This is a genomic window from Agarilytica rhodophyticola (genome assembly GCF_002157225.2).
Taxonomy (GTDB): domain Bacteria; phylum Pseudomonadota; class Gammaproteobacteria; order Pseudomonadales; family Cellvibrionaceae; genus Agarilytica; species Agarilytica rhodophyticola.
In genome coordinates this window covers 6393798-6411073 of sequence record NZ_CP020038.1, presented here as the reverse complement: position 1 = coordinate 6411073, position 17276 = coordinate 6393798, and the positions used below count along the sequence as shown (strand labels likewise).

The 17276-nt window shown below is 39.3% G+C and carries 11 protein-coding genes; 1 reads left to right on the top strand and 10 read right to left on the bottom strand.

Going from position 1 to position 17276, the window contains the following annotated elements; translation table 11 throughout:
• Window positions 1–276: 276 nt before the first annotated feature.
• From BVC89_RS26510 to BVC89_RS26500, 3 genes are all read right to left on the bottom strand, one after another.
• The gene (locus tag BVC89_RS26510) at window positions 277–3201 is read right to left on the bottom strand and encodes a hypothetical protein (RefSeq protein ID WP_086934102.1); all 2925 of its coding nucleotides are present in this window, start codon (window positions 3199–3201) and stop codon (window positions 277–279) included.
• Window positions 3202–3931: 730 nt separating this feature from the next.
• Window positions 3932–4642, bottom strand: a complete 711-nt coding sequence (locus tag BVC89_RS26505) for a helix-turn-helix transcriptional regulator (protein ID WP_158658144.1) — start codon at window positions 4640–4642, stop codon at window positions 3932–3934.
• A gap of 283 nt (window positions 4643–4925) precedes the next feature.
• Window positions 4926–6137, bottom strand: coding sequence for a YncE family protein (locus BVC89_RS26500; protein WP_086934100.1), 1212 nt, complete (start codon window positions 6135–6137; stop codon window positions 4926–4928).
• Between the two features lie 221 nt (window positions 6138–6358).
• Between BVC89_RS26500 and BVC89_RS26495 the strand changes: the two genes are divergently transcribed.
• Window positions 6359–7045, top strand: coding sequence for a hypothetical protein (locus BVC89_RS26495; RefSeq protein WP_086934099.1), 687 nt, complete (start codon window positions 6359–6361; stop codon window positions 7043–7045).
• 95 nt (window positions 7046–7140) lie between these two features.
• Here the strand turns inward: BVC89_RS26495 and BVC89_RS26490 are convergent, their stop codons facing one another.
• The 7 genes from BVC89_RS26490 to BVC89_RS26460 form a co-directional block, all read right to left on the bottom strand.
• Window positions 7141–7830, bottom strand: coding sequence for a hypothetical protein (locus tag BVC89_RS26490; protein ID WP_158658143.1), 690 nt, complete (start codon window positions 7828–7830; stop codon window positions 7141–7143).
• Window positions 7831–8113: 283 nt separating this feature from the next.
• Window positions 8114–8818, bottom strand: a complete 705-nt coding sequence (locus BVC89_RS26485) for a hypothetical protein (protein ID WP_086934097.1) — start codon at window positions 8816–8818, stop codon at window positions 8114–8116.
• A gap of 76 nt (window positions 8819–8894) precedes the next feature.
• Window positions 8895–9179 (bottom strand): hypothetical protein, encoded by a 285-nt coding sequence (locus BVC89_RS26480; RefSeq protein ID WP_086934096.1) that lies wholly within the window; start codon window positions 9177–9179, stop codon window positions 8895–8897.
• A gap of 34 nt (window positions 9180–9213) precedes the next feature.
• Window positions 9214–9474: a hypothetical protein gene (locus BVC89_RS26475; RefSeq protein ID WP_086934095.1), complete on the bottom strand. Its 261-nt coding sequence runs from the start codon at window positions 9472–9474 to the stop codon at window positions 9214–9216.
• Window positions 9475–9632: 158 nt separating this feature from the next.
• On the bottom strand, window positions 9633–10955 hold the full coding sequence (locus tag BVC89_RS26470; protein ID WP_086934094.1) for an MBL fold metallo-hydrolase: 1323 nt from the start codon (window positions 10953–10955) through the stop codon (window positions 9633–9635).
• Between the two features lie 242 nt (window positions 10956–11197).
• The gene (locus BVC89_RS26465) at window positions 11198–12481 is read right to left on the bottom strand and encodes a DUF1552 domain-containing protein (RefSeq protein WP_086934093.1); all 1284 of its coding nucleotides are present in this window, start codon (window positions 12479–12481) and stop codon (window positions 11198–11200) included.
• Between the two features lie 10 nt (window positions 12482–12491).
• Entirely contained in the window at window positions 12492–16802 is a 4311-nt protein-coding gene (locus BVC89_RS26460; RefSeq protein ID WP_086934092.1) for a cellulose binding domain-containing protein, read from the bottom strand.
• Window positions 16803–17276 lie beyond the last annotated feature (474 nt).

The following is a 17276-nucleotide window of genomic DNA, read 5'->3' as shown; positions in this document are numbered from 1 at the left end:
ATAAGCTAAGCTCGGTCGCCTCCCTAATGTGGGTATGAAAATATTATTGATGAGTTCGCTTAAATTAATTTTTATGTAATTTATTTAGGCTAAGTGTGTGAAGGGTTTTAAAAAAGAAAAATTATTAGTGAGTATATGACTATAATGCTTTGTCAAAAATAAAATTGGTTTGGCCAAATTTTATAACAAAGCTTCCTTGCTTTATTGCGTAAGATACTAAGTTTTCTTTCTAAATTTATTTTTTAAATTTAATGGATAAATTTATTTGCTTATTTATTAGTTGCCCATAAACTCACTATTAGCCTTCTTTCCTGCAGCAATAATATTAGTGTTGTATATGTAAAAAATATCTCTAAGATCATTAACTGCTGCGAGGTAGTTAGGGTTTTTCTTAACCTCATTGTTTTTAACATTGTCTTCCATTAACCCCTTACTATGTTGGCGTAGAGATGCTATAGCATTTTTAATTTTTCGTAAGTCTTCTGGTTTATATAATTCTTCATTTTCGTTTATTAAATCTTGTAAATATTTGCTAGGTTCACTGTTAGGGTTCTGTAGTTTCCTAAAATGACTCGCTAATAGTGTTTCACTATACTTATCTGCCGACTTACTAAACTCATCGTATGTTTTCCCTGATGGGTCGATAGTCTTAGCCGATAAATGATTGTTAAAATGCAGGTGAAGGTGGTGGAAAGAGTTTTTCCCCATCTTATTAATTAACGTATTGCGTTGGGTAGTGCGGGCTTTAGCAGCTGCGCCTCCAGCTAGACTTAAGTCCGCACCTATTTCAAGAGTTTGTTCGCTAAATACATTTAGGTGGCTTACTTTACCCTTCCAGAGCATTACCTCAACACCTAATTTTCCTATAGCTCCGCCGTCGATTGCCTGTAATAATGATTTCTCCATCTCTTGTGCGGCCTCTTCTGAAACAGGCTCGCTCATTCCTTCAGCGGGTTTCGAGCGTATCTCTTCTATTATGCTCTTGATCGAGCTATGTGTAAGCGCACCGTTTGCCATTAGTACTAAGGTTGTGGAGTGTCCTGATTTTACAGGATCAGAATGCTTTGCTTTTCCATGGCTTACCTGTAGCGTAATACCTTGTCCAAAGGCGGAAAGATCAAGTGTTCCAATACCTTCTACTTCTGTATTGATAACTCGAGTTGAGGTATGAAGGGCATCGAGGGTTTTCTTGCTCATTGTTATATTAGGAGATCGAAATAGCTCATTAATATTATTCAGTGCTTTTTTAAATTGCCTCTCGCTGATATCGTGTTTAGAGTTTTCTACAGGCTTGGTTAGCTCGTTACTCATACTTTCTTCATATAATTGAACTAAAGCTGCATGACGCACTGTAAGCCTTTCTATAGTCTCAGTTCTACCTTTGGTATTTAATTGACCTTCTATTGCTTTTTTCTTTACGATATCAACATTGTTAGGAAGTCTACCAAGAGATTTTCTCATCATTGCTTCTGCCGTTGATAAACTATTGTTATGTGTAGAGTCTTTGGCGCGAGTATGGCTTGTATATTGTTGTAATACGTCGAGGTTCGCGAGTATTTCTTTTTTTACGGCCTCTCTGTGATTACGAGCATTGAGTGCTCTTTCATTAATTGGTTTGTTTTTTTCTGCTCTAAGTTGGTTAAGACTATCTGAAGTATGCTGCTGTATTTTTTTCTCAAGAAACTCAGGTCTTTTTTGAAGACTTGTAAATATAGGTTCTCGATCATATTCATTAGATGTCTTTTTTAGAATCCTTGCTTCTCCAGTAATACCTAGTTTACTTTTAATTACTGAAGCGTTAGCGCCGCCAAAAAATTCTTTTGTGTTTACGCGCCGTCTTTGAGGTAATTTCTTTCTATGTCCTAGAGGAATTTTTAGTTGTTCATCTTCGGAGAGAATACCTAGTTCCTGCAACTCCTTTGATAAGATATCACTCCGGTTTTGAATGTTATTTTGTTGTTTTATTATATTACTTAGTTTTGCTAAGCGGTGACCATTCACACCCATTTTTGCTGGGGATTTTGCCAATAAAGAAAGGATTTGATCTGCTCTTTCATCAACTAGTTGCTCAAGGTTGCGATGAGCTCTCACATTTGCCGTAGTTACTTTGCCGCCAATGCTAAGTCCTATTTTTCTCGGCAAACCAAAATTCCCACTTACCTGTACACCTGTTTTTTTTGATTCAAGAATAGTCAGATAATTTTGCGTTTCAAATGCATGCATATTATCTACACCAATACTAACGGAAATAGCTGGAGCGGCGGTGGGAATATCTATGACGAATTCTGCAGCGGTAAGATTCGCCGCCCCGGGCTGCTCCAAATGCTTAAGTTGTTTTATGAGGGCTTGTTTGATATCCTCTTTGGTTGCCTTTAACATATTGGCTGTCATATGGTCTTGAAGAGCAACTAGGCTATTTCTCATAGCCCTTAACTCCGGGGGTGCGTTTTTTGATTTTGACTCATCAATAATACCGCTTAAAGCTTCAATAACTTCTCTGTTTGCTTGTTTATCGTCTAGTGATTCACTCTGCATATGAGATATGACGTTATCTAATTTTTCAGCATGTTTACTTCCTGCGTTTCTGAGTGTATCTGCTAGCTTTATCATCCTAGGGCTGAGTTGCTCTTTCTTCATTAAATTTATATCGGGTTTTAAAGGTTTCCCTTGAATAAATTTCTCATTAAGCTCATCTACCAGAATACGAATATCTGTTTTTTTACTATCGCTGATTGAACTGCCTGCTATAATATAATCATTGGATTTAAATGCTTGGAATAAAGCTTCGGATTTTAGAAAAGATGAGCTGTATTCTTTAGGGTCAATCCCAGCATCTTTTAAAACCTTTGTATTGAGCATTTTAGTTTTTTCCGGATCATTATTTTTTGGGCGCGCCGAATCTAATAATACACCTGTAGCCATGTATCTAGCAGGATCACGTAACACTTGATCTCCGTATAATGAATTTATATTTGGAGGTGGTCGTGTTGAGTCTCGAAAATTATCTGGTGACATATCTCGGGCAGCATCTCGCAGTACTTGATCACCATATAGCGATTCTATGTTTTTTTGATTAAGTAGTATTGGGTTGGTATCACGTGATGCGGTGAATTGCAGGTGATTTATAGATGTCTTCTCGGATGAAGATTCTCTAGTGTTTGATGGAACCCAATTTTTTAAGTGTGCGATATTAAATTTCATAAGACACAATTTCCATTTAAATTATTTACAAATAGAAGGCACAACCTATTGGAATGATTCAAAGGTCTTTTTGGAAAATTAATTAAATTACTAAGAGCTTTCTCGTAGGGACGAATTTAATGTGTAAGTCGAACTAATTTAAAGTAAGTTCATCCTACAAAAAAATGAAAAAAGATAAGAAAAAAACACAAACTATTGCTTTTTTAAAAATTTGTTTTTTAGAATTGGAATGTCGTAATACATACCCATTCATTGGCGCCAATTGGTTAGATATGGACGATAATTAAATCGAAAAATAACCTTTGTAATTTCCCAGAAATATAAAATTAATATAAGGTTAATAAAAAGTTAACAAAAAATTAACAGGAAAAAGAGCAAAAATTAATTTTTACTAGATTGTTTAATGTTAGATTTCGTGTTTTAAATTAGTTGTAAGTGCGAAATTTTTTGAATGAATAATAAAAGAGAAGCACTTTTGTAAAGTGCTTCTAGTTTCCGGTTAGTTATTGTAATTTAAAAAATAAGCATGATGTTATTTTTTAGTCTGTGCTAGTGTTTTCTACTCAGGCTTATAAGTTAACGAATCAGTAGTGTGTATTAATCGGTAATGTCATTTGCACAATATCCGCAGGTAGGCTAATTAGTAGCAAATATTGTTCAACACTAAGTCAAAAAGCTATCCTAATTAGTATCGAATATATCTTTTTCGACATAATGAAAGTATATTGCTTTAAATAATATGGAGTCTAAACGCATGCATAACGGCTTCTGTTCGGTTAGCTGCTTCTAGTTTTTTTAAAATTGATGAGACTATTTCTTTGATTCTATCCACTGAAACACAAAGAACGGATGCTATTTCTGGATTACTTAGTCCATTAGATAGGTATTTTAAGCAATCACTCTCCTTAATCGTCAATTTAGGCTTGCAGATAAGCTCTGAGGGGAAATCTCTAGATATTCTCGAAATCACCGTTTGGCAGTATCCTATTAAGGAAAAGATACTTTCGTGACAATACTTATCGAGATCCTCCTTGCTTCCATCGAAATGAAGGCTCACTAAGCCTCGACCCAAATATCCCGTTACAGGTATTGCTATCCCAGTGGTTATATTAAAGTCAGCGGAAGTATTGATAACATCCCTGGCATGTTGACTCAGGTTTTTTTTATGTACAGGATCTTGCCAGTTGATAGGAGTGTCATTAAATCTGCAATGTGCCAATACATGATCATATCGATGAAATTCCTTCTTTTGGTATACCTCCATGTACTCTGGCGTGAAATTTGTTAAAACCTTAAACTCACCTGTATGGTGGTTTTCTTGAGCAACAGATATTCCTTTAAATCCTATATCGGATGTCATCTTAAATAACTCGTCGCGAAATGAATCGATATCATTGTTGCTATGCAAGGCTCTTAAACGCTCATATTCATTAATACACATTAAATTATCCTTCAGTTTATCCATCTACCTTTAATGCAAATATTTTTGACTTAGTCCAATGACTGTCTGTTAATTCTACAGACGTAATAAAGTACACATTAATTTGATATTAGGGCCTGTTAAAAACCTAAGCTTAGCAAGCACGGCAGGTTCAAAAGTCTTTTTAAGTATATAAATGTGTATATATTCGTTTAGATAGACAGTACATATCAGCAAATTGTTGTTTGCCAAGCACCAGCTAAAACTCCATTAGAGCTGCCGTTGTTCCTGACTTATAAAATACTTAGTCTGTACGCCAATTAAACTGAGTGGATAACACGCCACTTTGCACCTGAACTGCCCGACTTCGTTGTGGAAATTGACCAACCTGTATTCTGGCGATTTCCTCTGCTGTTTCAAAATTGATAACTGAAATAGAGTTACCTTCACTATTTGATATATAGCAGCGTTTCCCTCTGTGACCCAAACTCGCCCAATAGGGAAGTTCTGTTCCATTAATGATATTTTCGGTTTGCCGAGTCTCTAAATTTACGATGGCGATATAATGATCGATAGTCCCTGCTAGACATAGTTTCGTTTCGTCCCCTGAAAGTGCCAAACCATGATGAGCTGAGTTATTTGGGTAATCGTCAAATCGCCTATAATTTTGTAGGCCATATTCGCTAGCTGGCAGATGATAGGTTGATAGTATTTCTCCTGATACAAGGTCCACTTCAGCAAAACCTCTTTGATAAGATAACTGGGCATACATTTTCGAGTTGTCATAAGTAAAAGCTGAGGGTCTTAGCCCCCAGTCGAAAGATATAACTTTTTCGATTTCGAATGTGTGTGCATTAGCAATAGTGAGCTGTCTATCGCCTTTGAATATGTTGAAGAAATAACTGAGAAGTATGCTGCCAATACTGCCGTTATAAATGTATTTACCATCGTGAGAGAAATCGTTCCCATGAGCGTAGCTTCCTGTATTGAAATGACCTATTTTTTCGCCAGTAAAAGGATTCAATATATGTGCTCGATCCCTCAAAGTATCAGATACGACAATCTGGCTACCGTCGGGTGATATATCCATATGATCTGCACGTAACCCTGGTAGATCATAGCGCCAAATCATCGGAGTGTGCGGATCGCTCAGGTCAAACGCGACGACATCACCCATCCAGCCTCTGGATGCGATCAAAGTTCGACCGTCTTTAGTAACGACCACATCATCGAGAACTCGTTGTCCACCTTCTCGTAATAAGTTAAATCCCCAGCCTAAGCCATTTATTGGCATGGTTAAAATTCTCCACCATAAGTCAGGTGTCACGTTAATTGTGCCTCTTACGGTAAGAGACTCCACATCGATAAAATCTACCGTTCCGTCAACGGCATTGCCAACGACCAGTACATCGATTAGGTTTTCTCCTCTGTTGATTTGTTGAGCATGGATGTTGTTAGATAACGCAAGTAGCAGAATATAAATAATGAAAATTAACTTGTGATAACTACTTTTCATCGATATGGCCTCTTAAGTTAAGGGTAGTGGCTCATTAATGGCTTAAAAATATCCTTTTGAAAATTATTGATTTAATGTTGCTTCTTGAGATTGTAGAAATTAAACATTTTGAACCTCTAAATGGAGCTATTAAGCTGGCGAGTTAATAGTTCGAGGTGTCATTCATAGTGTTATAATGGTCTTTTGATCAAATTGAGTTTGAATAAATAGGGTAAGATTAAATGTATATCCATAAAGTTATCGCCATTATCATGATTGTATATTGGCCATACGTAAATGCAGAAAAGCCTGTCTCTAAGAATCACACACATGCGATCGGCGTTCATGGTATGGCACTGTTAGTCGATGAAGAAAACTTTTATGCATCTCATATGCCTTTAGCGAACTCTATGCACTCTCATCAAGTTGTCTTTACTTTTAATGTTGAGAATAAACATTCTAAAAAAATTATTGAACTATCCAAGTCCAATAAACTGCTTTCAATAATGCCGGAAAAATTCGATCTTATTGATTTGATGGATGGCTCCTTAACGTCTTTTAAAGCGGAAATATTTGCGGGCCACTTTGAGCGAGGTGGTAAAGTCGCTCTATCTAATATTGTAATTTCCGTGGAGAAGATCCTACTCTCTCAGCCGCTTAGTAATGTCAAAAACGGTAGTTTTTATATTTTGCCAACGACAAGTGATAAAGGGCTTTTGATACATAAAATCGGTAAGCTTCCCAGTTTTGATCAAGTACTCTCTATTCGCTTTAAGCAAGAAAATATGGGCTTGTCACTATCCGAAAATATTTCGCTTATTGATCTAACCAATAACATTCCTTTTAATAGCAAAGACAAACAAAAAGTAACTCATTCTAAGTTTTCGATTTCTCGGCAGTTATATTTAGAATTACAAGATTTTCGTTGAATTATTTCAGGCTCAGCTGACTAATTTTAGCTTAATATAATGAAAGTGGTCGTTAAAAAATATTAGCGACCACTTTCATTAATATAATATTTTAATTAAGGATCTAACTTGATTCTGTAGTAAGCTTCATTTCCCCAAACAGGATTGAAATTACAGCTTCTAGGGCGAATTCCCCAAGAAAGAATATTTTTTGCTATGTAAGTTCTCCCATCTACTGGAGTCGAGTGTAAGCGTGTTTCAGCCTGGTCTGTAATGGTATAATACCAGTTGGGTTGTGCGCCGAAAGCTTCATCATGAACGTGTACTGCTGATATGTTAGCTAAAGTCCAGCGGTTAGGATTACTTGGTAAATTGTAAACACAAAATGCCATCCACTCGAAACTTCCAGGGCCTGAAGCGGGTGTTCCACCAAAGCCAAAACGCTGGCGAACCTCTATTGAACACGTGCTCTCCCTACGTTGTGGGTGATAACCGCATGAGTCAATAGCTTCATAAAATACGCTTCCTGTATTGTTTATGAAAATCTTAGCCTGCTTTGAGAGTGCCAGTTGAGCTTGTAATATTTTCTCCTTTTCTTCTTTTCCTGTGTCCTCTGTTACGTTACATGCATTTAAAATACTCTGCTCAGCCTCTTTTAATTCTGCAGCTCCATTTTTTTTTGCTTTATCCAGAATGAAAGCAGCTTCTGCGTGACTAAAGCAATCTATGTCGACTTGAGAAAAAACGTTGTGAGATAGAGAGAAAATAGTTATTAGTGATAAAAATTTAATTAAAAATAATTTCATAACAAAATACTCCTTTTGTACCGCAAACATTTGTTTGAATGCAAAATTATTTTTGCTTAGGTAATATAGCTGATATTTAAAAATATTGGGTGCCATCTAAATACTGATGAGAAATAACAAGAGTTTAGAACATAACTTTTTAAACTCTTGTTGTTGCCGTGTCGCTAATAATATTAATAGTGGTTAATTAAATTTTTAGATTTTATAATTTTGACTTTTAGTATCTCTGAGAAATACTGAATGGGCAGATGAATAGGTAAAAATATAGTTACTTGTCTAGCGGCTAAGTTATTACATTTCCATCAAAAAGTAACTGACCATTTGTCAGAGAGGAAAGGTCTCTGAAATTTCCATTTTTATCTACAAAGTTTAGGTTTGTAAATATTGGATTGTGTTGATTCTTAAAATTCCTAATAAGGAAGTTGGAGCTTATACCTTCTCCAGATAAGGTTCCTATTTTGGCACTTAGTTTGATATGAAATTCATCGTTTGAAAACTCGATAAAGTTATTTTCTTGGCCATCCATAGAGGCATCAATAAACCTGTCGCTTCCAACCTTATTGGTCTTTAAATTGAATTTACAATTGATGAAACTGCCACTTGGACGTTGCAGTGTTCGGTATAGAATTGTGCCGTTACAGGTGACCTCGAAAGTGCTTTTCTCGCTAGTGACATTTTCCACACCACTAGAAATAAGTGTTTCGATATCACTATCGATAATGACATTCGAAACATGTATATTATAGTGAGCACCATTAAAGAAATATTCAACGGTATTGTCGTCAAAATATTTTTGTGTATTAAATATATAAAAATTATTGATTATAATATTGCAGCTTCTTTGGCAAAAAATAATGCCATTAGAGTCAAGGTTAGCAATTCCTTTAGCTCCCACATTCCTTGCAGTTATATTATTGACTATGAGTGATGATGTTTCACCATTATGTGGGTAACCTTCTGCGTTACCATTACCATAGAGTGCTAACACAGTATTGCAATTATTGCATGTTAAATTATTTATAATCGTTAATGCATTGTCGAGGTCTTTAGGCCCACCCGCGCCACTATACCTGATAGCAATTCTCTACAATAAGATTACTGATAATATTTTGCTTGGGATCACTTCCTGTGACACCATCCTCAAGTAGCAGTGCACTGCCGCCGCCAATTCTTGCACCCTCTGAGTTATTATTAGGATTATGTCGAGCATTAATGATAATTCCGCCATTAACAATACAATGTCGGTTATTCCTTCTAAAGGCGACGCCACATAAACCTTTTGACAGACCACAATCTAGTTTTATATTTGATAGGGTTATATTACTTGCTCCTGCCTGTGGCACAAACATAGCGTCAAATGCACTACCTACAGCATCTCCTCAATTAGTGTGAACAGGCCCTAATACAAAACGCCTTTTCTGTAGCTGGAATATATAAGGTGCCACCACCTTGAATTTTGAGTTCGGCAAGTGCATTTTTGAATGCTAGTGTATCATTCTCCATTCCATCTCCAATAGCACCGAAATCTTTAATATTTAGGCACTGCCCTGAGGCATTCAAACTAGAGACGCTTGTCGCTGATGAAGCTAAAGCAATGCCGCCTAATCCTATCATTGCTTTACTCAATACTTGTCTTCTATCCATATTTACTCCATATGTTGGTTTCGAAAGAAATTTTCCGCAGTCTGTTTATTTCTTAATATATTGACAACGGAAAACTACTTGCGATTGCTATCATTAGTAAGCTTTTAATCATTCAGAAGACTGAGTTAAGCAATGATAATGTTTATTGATATTTACAATTAGTCACGCAAGGATTGATACGCTTGAGAGGTAATAGAGTTACCCGCAGCTTGCACCCAGTAACCTCGCCCTTTTTGTATTGTCTGGACGATTACTAAACCATTTGCTGTTGTTAGACGTGAGTGCCTTGAACTACCAGATCTTTGTGTTGCCCACATTCTGCCTTCTCCCAATCTATCATCATCGAGCCATCGACGTACTGTGCGTCTTTGAGGTGATCCGAAGTGGCCACGACTGATACCTGCAACGGCGTTGCGTGAGCGGCCGTCATTAGGGGCAACTGCATCCACAAAAGTGTCGTTGGAGCTGGTATTACGAGCATGGTGGTGGAGGTGAGTGACATCGACACCTAGTGGCCCCCAAAATGTAGGTCCTGCTACGTTAACCAGATGAGTTTCCACATCAGGATCGCCCCTTCTTCCGCTACCTGTTAAATCTCCCCCAAAATGATAATGAAATCCTCCAAATGTAATGAGGCCCACTAGGCTTCGAGCATTTTCATAGCCATTATCATCAACACCAAATGATTGCCCTTTAATGGCTCTACCGCCATTGGAGACATGATTAGATGAGGCGATCAATGTAATCTTTGCGCCTTCGCCGAGTTCGATTTTACTTGGTAGTCCAGCATTATTATCATTTGGATTTTCAAGGTCACCAATAAATAGTCCGTCACAACGTGTCGCTGGATATATTTGCCTTGCAGAATCTACATCACAAGGTGCTTGTAAGTCCGAAGTACATGCAGGGTAATTAAGGGAAGCATGACGGCCGCGAAGAGAATTACAAACAGCAAGAAAATTACTTTCTGTAATACCACTACCTAAATCGGTAAAACCTCTGTGCACAACACCTTTGGTTACATTTAAATTTTCACTTTGTCTAGAGCTATTCATAAGACGACTATATGCGCCTGAATGATCGGCGTGAAAATGAGTAATTATAATCCAGTCAACTTCTAGTTCTCCTCTTTGTCGAGAGTAACCTCGAGCTGGAGTTAGTTCATTGGTGTTAAGGTCTCGTACAAAATCTCTCACAATATCATCATGTGTAAAATTACCTAAGTCTAGAAGTGCAATGGTGCCGTCTGGCCCGACAATAACGCCGGCTTCTCCCAACGCAAAACCCGTGAGAGGTAATTGAAAAAAACTCAGTTCTCCAGGTATTGGGCGAATTGCTTCTCGCGGTTCTGGGCCAGGATCAAATGGGGCTAATGTCGTAATAGTTGTGTCGTTATGCGAGTGATAATGTCCGTCTTTTGTTTCACCTCCATAAGCGTTTAATGCTGTTATTAAACTCAATAAATTTAGAAGGTATCTCATTTATATTCTCCACATTAGGGTAAGAATGACTGGATAAAAAAGAGATGGGATTATGCGTTGGAATTATTAATATTAAATGTAGTTTTTCTGAAAAAAAGAAAATTAAATTGTTGTTGGCATTTAAATTGTTCTGTTTCTTTTATTTTTTTTAGAAATAAAAAAAGGCTAGAACTTTTGTCAAAGTTCTAGCCTTTAAAATTATTAACTTACTAGTTAATAAAAATTACTTTATGGTCAACAAATTATAAATTTGCTAAACCACCCAAGCCATGGCCGGTATAACCAAAACTGTTAATATTTACATCCATCATGTTAGCAATAGAAACCAGTAACTTGGAGTGAGCGTCACCATTATAATCCAGTGCGCGGCCAGTAACTAAGTTACCTCCAGCGTTACCCGCTAATATGAAAGGCATATCTTTGTGGTCATGTCTATTGCCATCACCTAGCTCGGAGTAAAAAACAATTAATGTATTACGCAACATCGTATTGCCATCAGTGTCCGTTTCATTTAACAGAGCTTCGATAAGATATTTAAGTTGACGGACGTAGAAACGTTTATATTGGCTAAATACATTCGCCGCATTACTGGTACTAGTTCCATAATGGGATGAGTCATGGTTACTTGAGCTTAAGCCTTCTACTCGTAGCGGACTTACCGCATGAGAAAATGACAAGCTAGCAACACGAGTCATACCACACGATAGCGCTCGTACAATAATATCCATTTGCAATTTAGCGACGGTTTCAAAGTTAGAGTCTAGGTGAATCTGTTTTGGATAACCGTAGTCTGGATTTGGTACTGAGAAACCACCAGTGTTAAATCCTCCAGTGTTACATGCTCCTCCGCTGGCTGCTGCTAAACGAGCTTCAACTTCGGAAATAGCTTGAGCATGTTCGTCTAGTTTTGCTTTCTCAGCTGCACCGAGTAAATTGCGTAGGCGTTGCAGATCATCTTTATTAGTATCTAAGATACTTTGCGTTCTTCTCTGCGCAGTTGTTTGACCACCACCGCCAGTATTGCCTGCAAAAATAGTTTCAAAGGCATTAATTGGATTATCGTTAGGGCTTATAGCAATGTTTCCTGTTCGGTAGCTTGTTAGTTTATCGCTTCCCGACTGAAAATTTGTAGCGACACCAAGGTTAATACCTCTAAATGGTGTTGCCCCGCCAAGCTCCTGCGAAAGGAAGTAATCAATAGACTGATTATTATTACCTGTCAATACCTTTGCTGCGCCGCCTTCATGGGTAGAACCACCTTCATACATTGTTAATCCACGAGGGAAAACACAATGTTGTCTGACAGATTCAAGCTCGGAAGTCTGGTCTGGCAAAGTAAAAGACGTTCCCGTTTGGCTTGGATGAAACCTAGTAGGAATACAGCCGTCAGGCATGTACATAAACACTACTTTTTTGGCTGCATCAGCAGCAAATACTGATTTCGCCCAAGACAGGTTTAACATTGGTGCTGCTATTGCTGCGCCAGAGAGCTTTTTAATAAACTGGCGTCTACTTTGGTTTTTCATTTTTAGCTCCTTATGGCTGACGTCGTAGGGTGAATGTAGATAATTGAGTAACACCAATCATCATTTCCTGCATGTCGTATTCGCCAGCAGCAAATATGTCATTCAGGTTATTAAGCGTGTTTGTATCAAGGTCAGTATCTGCATAACCGCGAGTAAAGCGGTAGAACTGACGTGCTAAACATGCTTTAACGCCATCACTATTTACTAGGATATCTTGTTGTGCTCTCGCACCTGTGTAAGGAGTGCTATCGGTATCGAGTAAGCTTTCCAGGCCGATAAGATTGGCTGTAACGTTAACCTGTTTGCCATTATCGGTTGTGCGGAATGCACCTGCGCCATCAAATGCTTCAAAGCCAAAGCCTGAACCGTTGAGGAACTTATGACAGTTTTGACATTCTGCATCAGCAGTTCGCAGTTCGAAACGTTCACGTGTTGTGAGGTTTGGATCTGGATCTGGGAAGCTGGTATCAATTTCAATGGGTGGATCAGGTAAGTCTTGACACATGACTCGGCGACGTAAGAATTTACCTCGAGGTACTGGAGCTGTTTCGTTGGAATGTCCATGAGCAGCCATAACTGCACCAAGTGTCAGTATGCCACCACGATTGCCCGTAGTATCTGTTGTCTTTTGCATAGTGTTTGATGAAACACCATTTAAGCCGTAGTAATTCGCAAGTGCCGTATTTACGAAAACGTAGTCTGCGTTAAATAGCTCTTGGATTTTCTTAGAAGAATCAAACAATACGTGATTGAAGAAGGCATTGAGTTCTTCCGTCATTGCAGAGCGAATTTCATTGGTAAAGTTTGGATAAACCGCTGGGTCTTTAACGCCAATATCACTTGGTGCTGCACCTAACCATTGTTCTGCAAAGTGGGCCATATGTCTACGTGCACGGTTGTTAGCAAGTAAACGTTGTGCCTGAGTTTTCAATTGAGCAGATGTTTGTAACGCATCGTTATCAGCGGCAGCCAAAAGAGTTGCATCAGGCGTTGTTCCCCAGAACATGTAAGACAATAGTGTTGCAGTCTCATGAGGGGTTAAACGGAAGTTACTGCCTTCGGCCACACCCATCTCAGATTTATATAAGAAGCGAGGTGAGCTAAGCATTGCGCGGATGACAAGGCGTAAACCATCATCGAATACAGTTTCAGAGGTAAACAATGCTTGATAAGAGCTTTGTTCAGCGCTTGTTAGCGGGCGTCTAAATGCTTTCTTACCAAAGCTTTCGATAAACTCATTTGCGCAGGCATCTGTTTCATCGGTGCAGAGAAGTAAACCTGATTTATTTTCTGCAATAGCACGATCAGCCAAAATTTCGGCTGCAGCAATATATTCATCCACGTGTCTATCCGATACTACGTTAAATTGCGCATTGTTATCGAATCCATTGATAGATGATTCAACAGGGAAATTTTCCGTAATTGCATTTGCTGAAATACCTAGTAAGTCTTCAATAGTATTGCTGAACTCATAACGTGTTAACAGGTTGAGTTGTCTTGGCCCTGGAGTCTCTGTAGTTGGGTTTGGATTTGGATCAGTTACCCAGAAAGTAGAGGCAATATATTGAGCAACAGTTGATGCACACGTGGCATCACATGCGGCGGCATTTCCAGCAGGCATATTTTGCTCGATATAAGTGGTCATCTGAGCAACATTACCATTTTGAATAAAGCGCATGTTATCTGGATCATTCAATGGCACTGAAATTGGGAAACCATTACCACCAGGTCCATGACATTGTGTACATTGCGCGGCATAAATTTGAGCGCCAGTCTGAGGTGCAGGAGTAGGTGTTGGGGTTGCCGTAGGTGCTGGGGTCGCTGTAGGCGTTGGAGTTGCCGTAGGCGTAGCTGTTGGAGTCGGGGTTGCCGTTGGAGTTGGAGTAGGCGTAGGTGTTGCAGTTGGAGTTGCCGTAGGAGTCGGGGTTGGTGCTGGATTACCACTGCCACTACATACATCTCCCGTTACTTCTGGGATAACTAAAGGTGCATTGTTTACGCCCTTGGTTCCTTGCATGCCGAATTTAACTGACTCACCTGGTTTAACGACTCTGTTCCAAGGTAAGTTATTGGCACTATAAGGGTTGTTACCAGAAACTTCTGCATTCCAAGTATTGGTGTTTGCTGAACCATCACTGTACGCCCAGTTTACTTGCCAACCATCCACATCGCGTGTGCCATTATTGGTAATTTCGATAGAAGCAACGAAACCATTGTTCCATTGGTTTTCAACGATGAATTCACAACTAACATCGCTACCAGGTGTTGGCGTAGGCGTGGGTGTTGGTGTTGGAGCATTAATTGTAATTTGGACTGTATCCGTATCACTAAGCTCGCCATCGTTAACTGTTAGTGTCGCTGTATAGTTACCCGCTGCAGTGTATATGTGATTTGCCGTAACTCCGGTGCCTGTGGTGTTGTCACCAAAATCCCAAGAGTATGTAAGAGTATCATTCTCAGGATCAGTTGAGGCTGAGCCATCGAAGTTGATTGTCAGTGGCGCTTCGCCAGAAGTTTGATCTGCACTAGCAGATGCTGTTGGTGCCGTGTTAGGTGGTGTGACTGTTGATGCAACAAATTCATATATGCCACCGTTACGAATATCAACAGCGTATAACTCATTACTGTTTGATTGACCAAAAGCGGCGATAGTGCGACCAGAGTCTATTAATAGATCGCGGTCGTATGCACCTTGAGTATTTTCGCTCAGCGTCCATACCTGGCCTCTTAGGAGGTCTGCGAAAACATATTTACCTCGCAAACTTTGAATTGCGCCACGGTAAACGTAGCCACCAGTGATGGAATCACCTTCGGTATGGTCGTAACCGCCAATGGAGTCAATGAAATTGGCATTTGGATCGGCACAACTATTTGTGGTCGTTGCTGTTCCTTCCATACAGCGCCAGCCATAGTTGCCGCCGTTTACGATGATGTTGACCTCTTCATAAGCGTCTTGTCCAACATCGGCCGCCCATAATGATCCGTTTTCCGCATCAAAGCTCCAGCGCCAGGGGTTGCGCAGGCCGTAGGCGTAGATTTCTGGTTTTCCTCCGCCATTAGCAAAAGGGTTGTCAGAAGGGATGCTGTAAGGTGAGCCACTGTTAACATCTATACGCAGCATCGAGCCTAAGAGAGTATTTTTATCTTGGCCATTGCGCTCTGGATCGTTAGCTGAACCACCATCACCTATAGCAATATATAGATAACCATCAGGGCCAAAGCCAATGTGGCCGCCATTGTGGTTTTGGAAAGGTTGATCTACGTTTAGCAGTTGTTCTTCAGATGAAGGAACGAGTGCGTCACCGCTGTTATTTTCAACGAAACGTGAAATAACAGATTTCATGTCTATTCCAGCAGGGCTAGTGGCACTGGGTGCTGTGTAGGAAACAAAAACTTCGCGGTTATTTTGATAGTTGGGGTGGAAGGCAAGACCCAAGACACCACCTTCAACTGCATCATTAATTTGTGAGCGATAATCAAGGTAGGTGTTAGCGACAGATGTATTGTTATCGTTCGCATCTATCCAAAGTATTCTTCCTGCTTTTTCAAGAACGTACCAACGAGAGTTATCCCCTGGTGCTTGATAAAAGCCCAGCGGTTGAACGAAAGTGAGGTTAGGGAAAACTCGCTTAAGTTCTACTGCTACTGCTTGAGATGGGTTTGAACTTTGTCCTGAAACACTGATTGCCACAGTTTGAGTGGATGTTTCTTGTCCATCACTAACGGTCAATCTAGCAGTATAAGAGCCTGCTTGGTTATATGTGTGTTTTAAAGTAGCGCCGCTTCCTGTATTGCCGTCGCCGAAGTCCCAGCTATACGTTAGTGGGTCGTTGTCTGCATCGTCAGACTTACTGGCATCAAAACTTACCTCAAGAGGGACAACACCGCTTGTTGTTGGAGCATTAACCGCTATTCTTGGGGCGCTATTTGTTGAAGGAGCTGATGAGCAAACCTCGCCGTTAACGGAAGGGACAGCAGCGTTTACACCAGTTGTGCCTTTTTGGCCCTGCATGCCAAATTCAACGGATTCCCCAGCTGCAATCACTCTATTCCAGGAGAGTGGTGTTGCTGTGAAGGGGTTACTTCCCGTTATGTTGGCGTTCCATGTTCCCGTGTTGACTGTGCCGTCGCTGTATTCCCAGCTGACAGACCAGTCTTCAATGGGGGAACTACCATCATTTGTTATACGTACTGAGGCTGTGAACCCTGAGCCCCATTCTCTCTCAATAATGTATTCACAGTTTGCAGCTAAAGTGCTGAGCGGCGTAACGCAAATGCCGGCAGCTAGTAGCAGACTATGGGCGACATATTTTTTCACCATTGTACTCCTCTGATTACATGTGAACTTTTCTTATGAAAAGTGAATAGTCGATAGTGTTGTGGGTGGTGTTGAAATAGGGCAAAAACTGTACGCAATGTTTGCTGAGGGAAAATTGCCCTGTTTGCTAAAAAACTCTTCATTACCTATTTGTAAGCGAATAATGGCTTACTAGTTTTTATTTACAGGTAAGAAACATTAAATATAGCTACTTCAATAAGTAGTAATTTAGTTTAGGAATTTCTCTTGATAGCATCGACAAAAGAGCAGCAGAGAAAGTGCAATTTGGTGTTGATGCGGATAACCATACGTTCAACTTATCGTTACTGGAGGTTTTAATTAACGCAAATGTCACTTGTAATAAAGTATTGAGTCACATTAATCATTAATTTAGAGAAGTGGTTACTAGATAAGGCGTTTTAATTGCCACGCTAGTATTTTTTGATGTTTTTGTGCTGTAAATAATATTTTTAGAAA

Coding starts and splice junctions, on each gene's coding strand:
- BVC89_RS26495 (WP_086934099.1), top strand. CDS start 6,359: ATGTATATCCATAAAGTTATCGCCATTATCATGATTGTATATTGGCCA.
- BVC89_RS26510 (WP_086934102.1), bottom strand. CDS start 3,201: ATGAAATTTAATATCGCACACTTAAAAAATTGGGTTCCATCAAACACT.
- BVC89_RS26465 (WP_086934093.1), bottom strand. CDS start 12,481: ATGAAAAACCAAAGTAGACGCCAGTTTATTAAAAAGCTCTCTGGCGCA.
- BVC89_RS26505 (WP_158658144.1), bottom strand. CDS start 4,642: ATGTGTATTAATGAATATGAGCGTTTAAGAGCCTTGCATAGCAACAAT.
- BVC89_RS26490 (WP_158658143.1), bottom strand. CDS start 7,830: ATGAAATTATTTTTAATTAAATTTTTATCACTAATAACTATTTTCTCT.
- BVC89_RS26500 (WP_086934100.1), bottom strand. CDS start 6,137: ATGAAAAGTAGTTATCACAAGTTAATTTTCATTATTTATATTCTGCTA.
- BVC89_RS26480 (WP_086934096.1), bottom strand. CDS start 9,179: ATGTTTGTGCCACAGGCAGGAGCAAGTAATATAACCCTATCAAATATA.
- BVC89_RS26460 (WP_086934092.1), bottom strand. CDS start 16,802: ATGGTGAAAAAATATGTCGCCCATAGTCTGCTACTAGCTGCCGGCATT.
- BVC89_RS26475 (WP_086934095.1), bottom strand. CDS start 9,474: ATGGATAGAAGACAAGTATTGAGTAAAGCAATGATAGGATTAGGCGGC.
- BVC89_RS26470 (WP_086934094.1), bottom strand. CDS start 10,955: ATGAGATACCTTCTAAATTTATTGAGTTTAATAACAGCATTAAACGCT.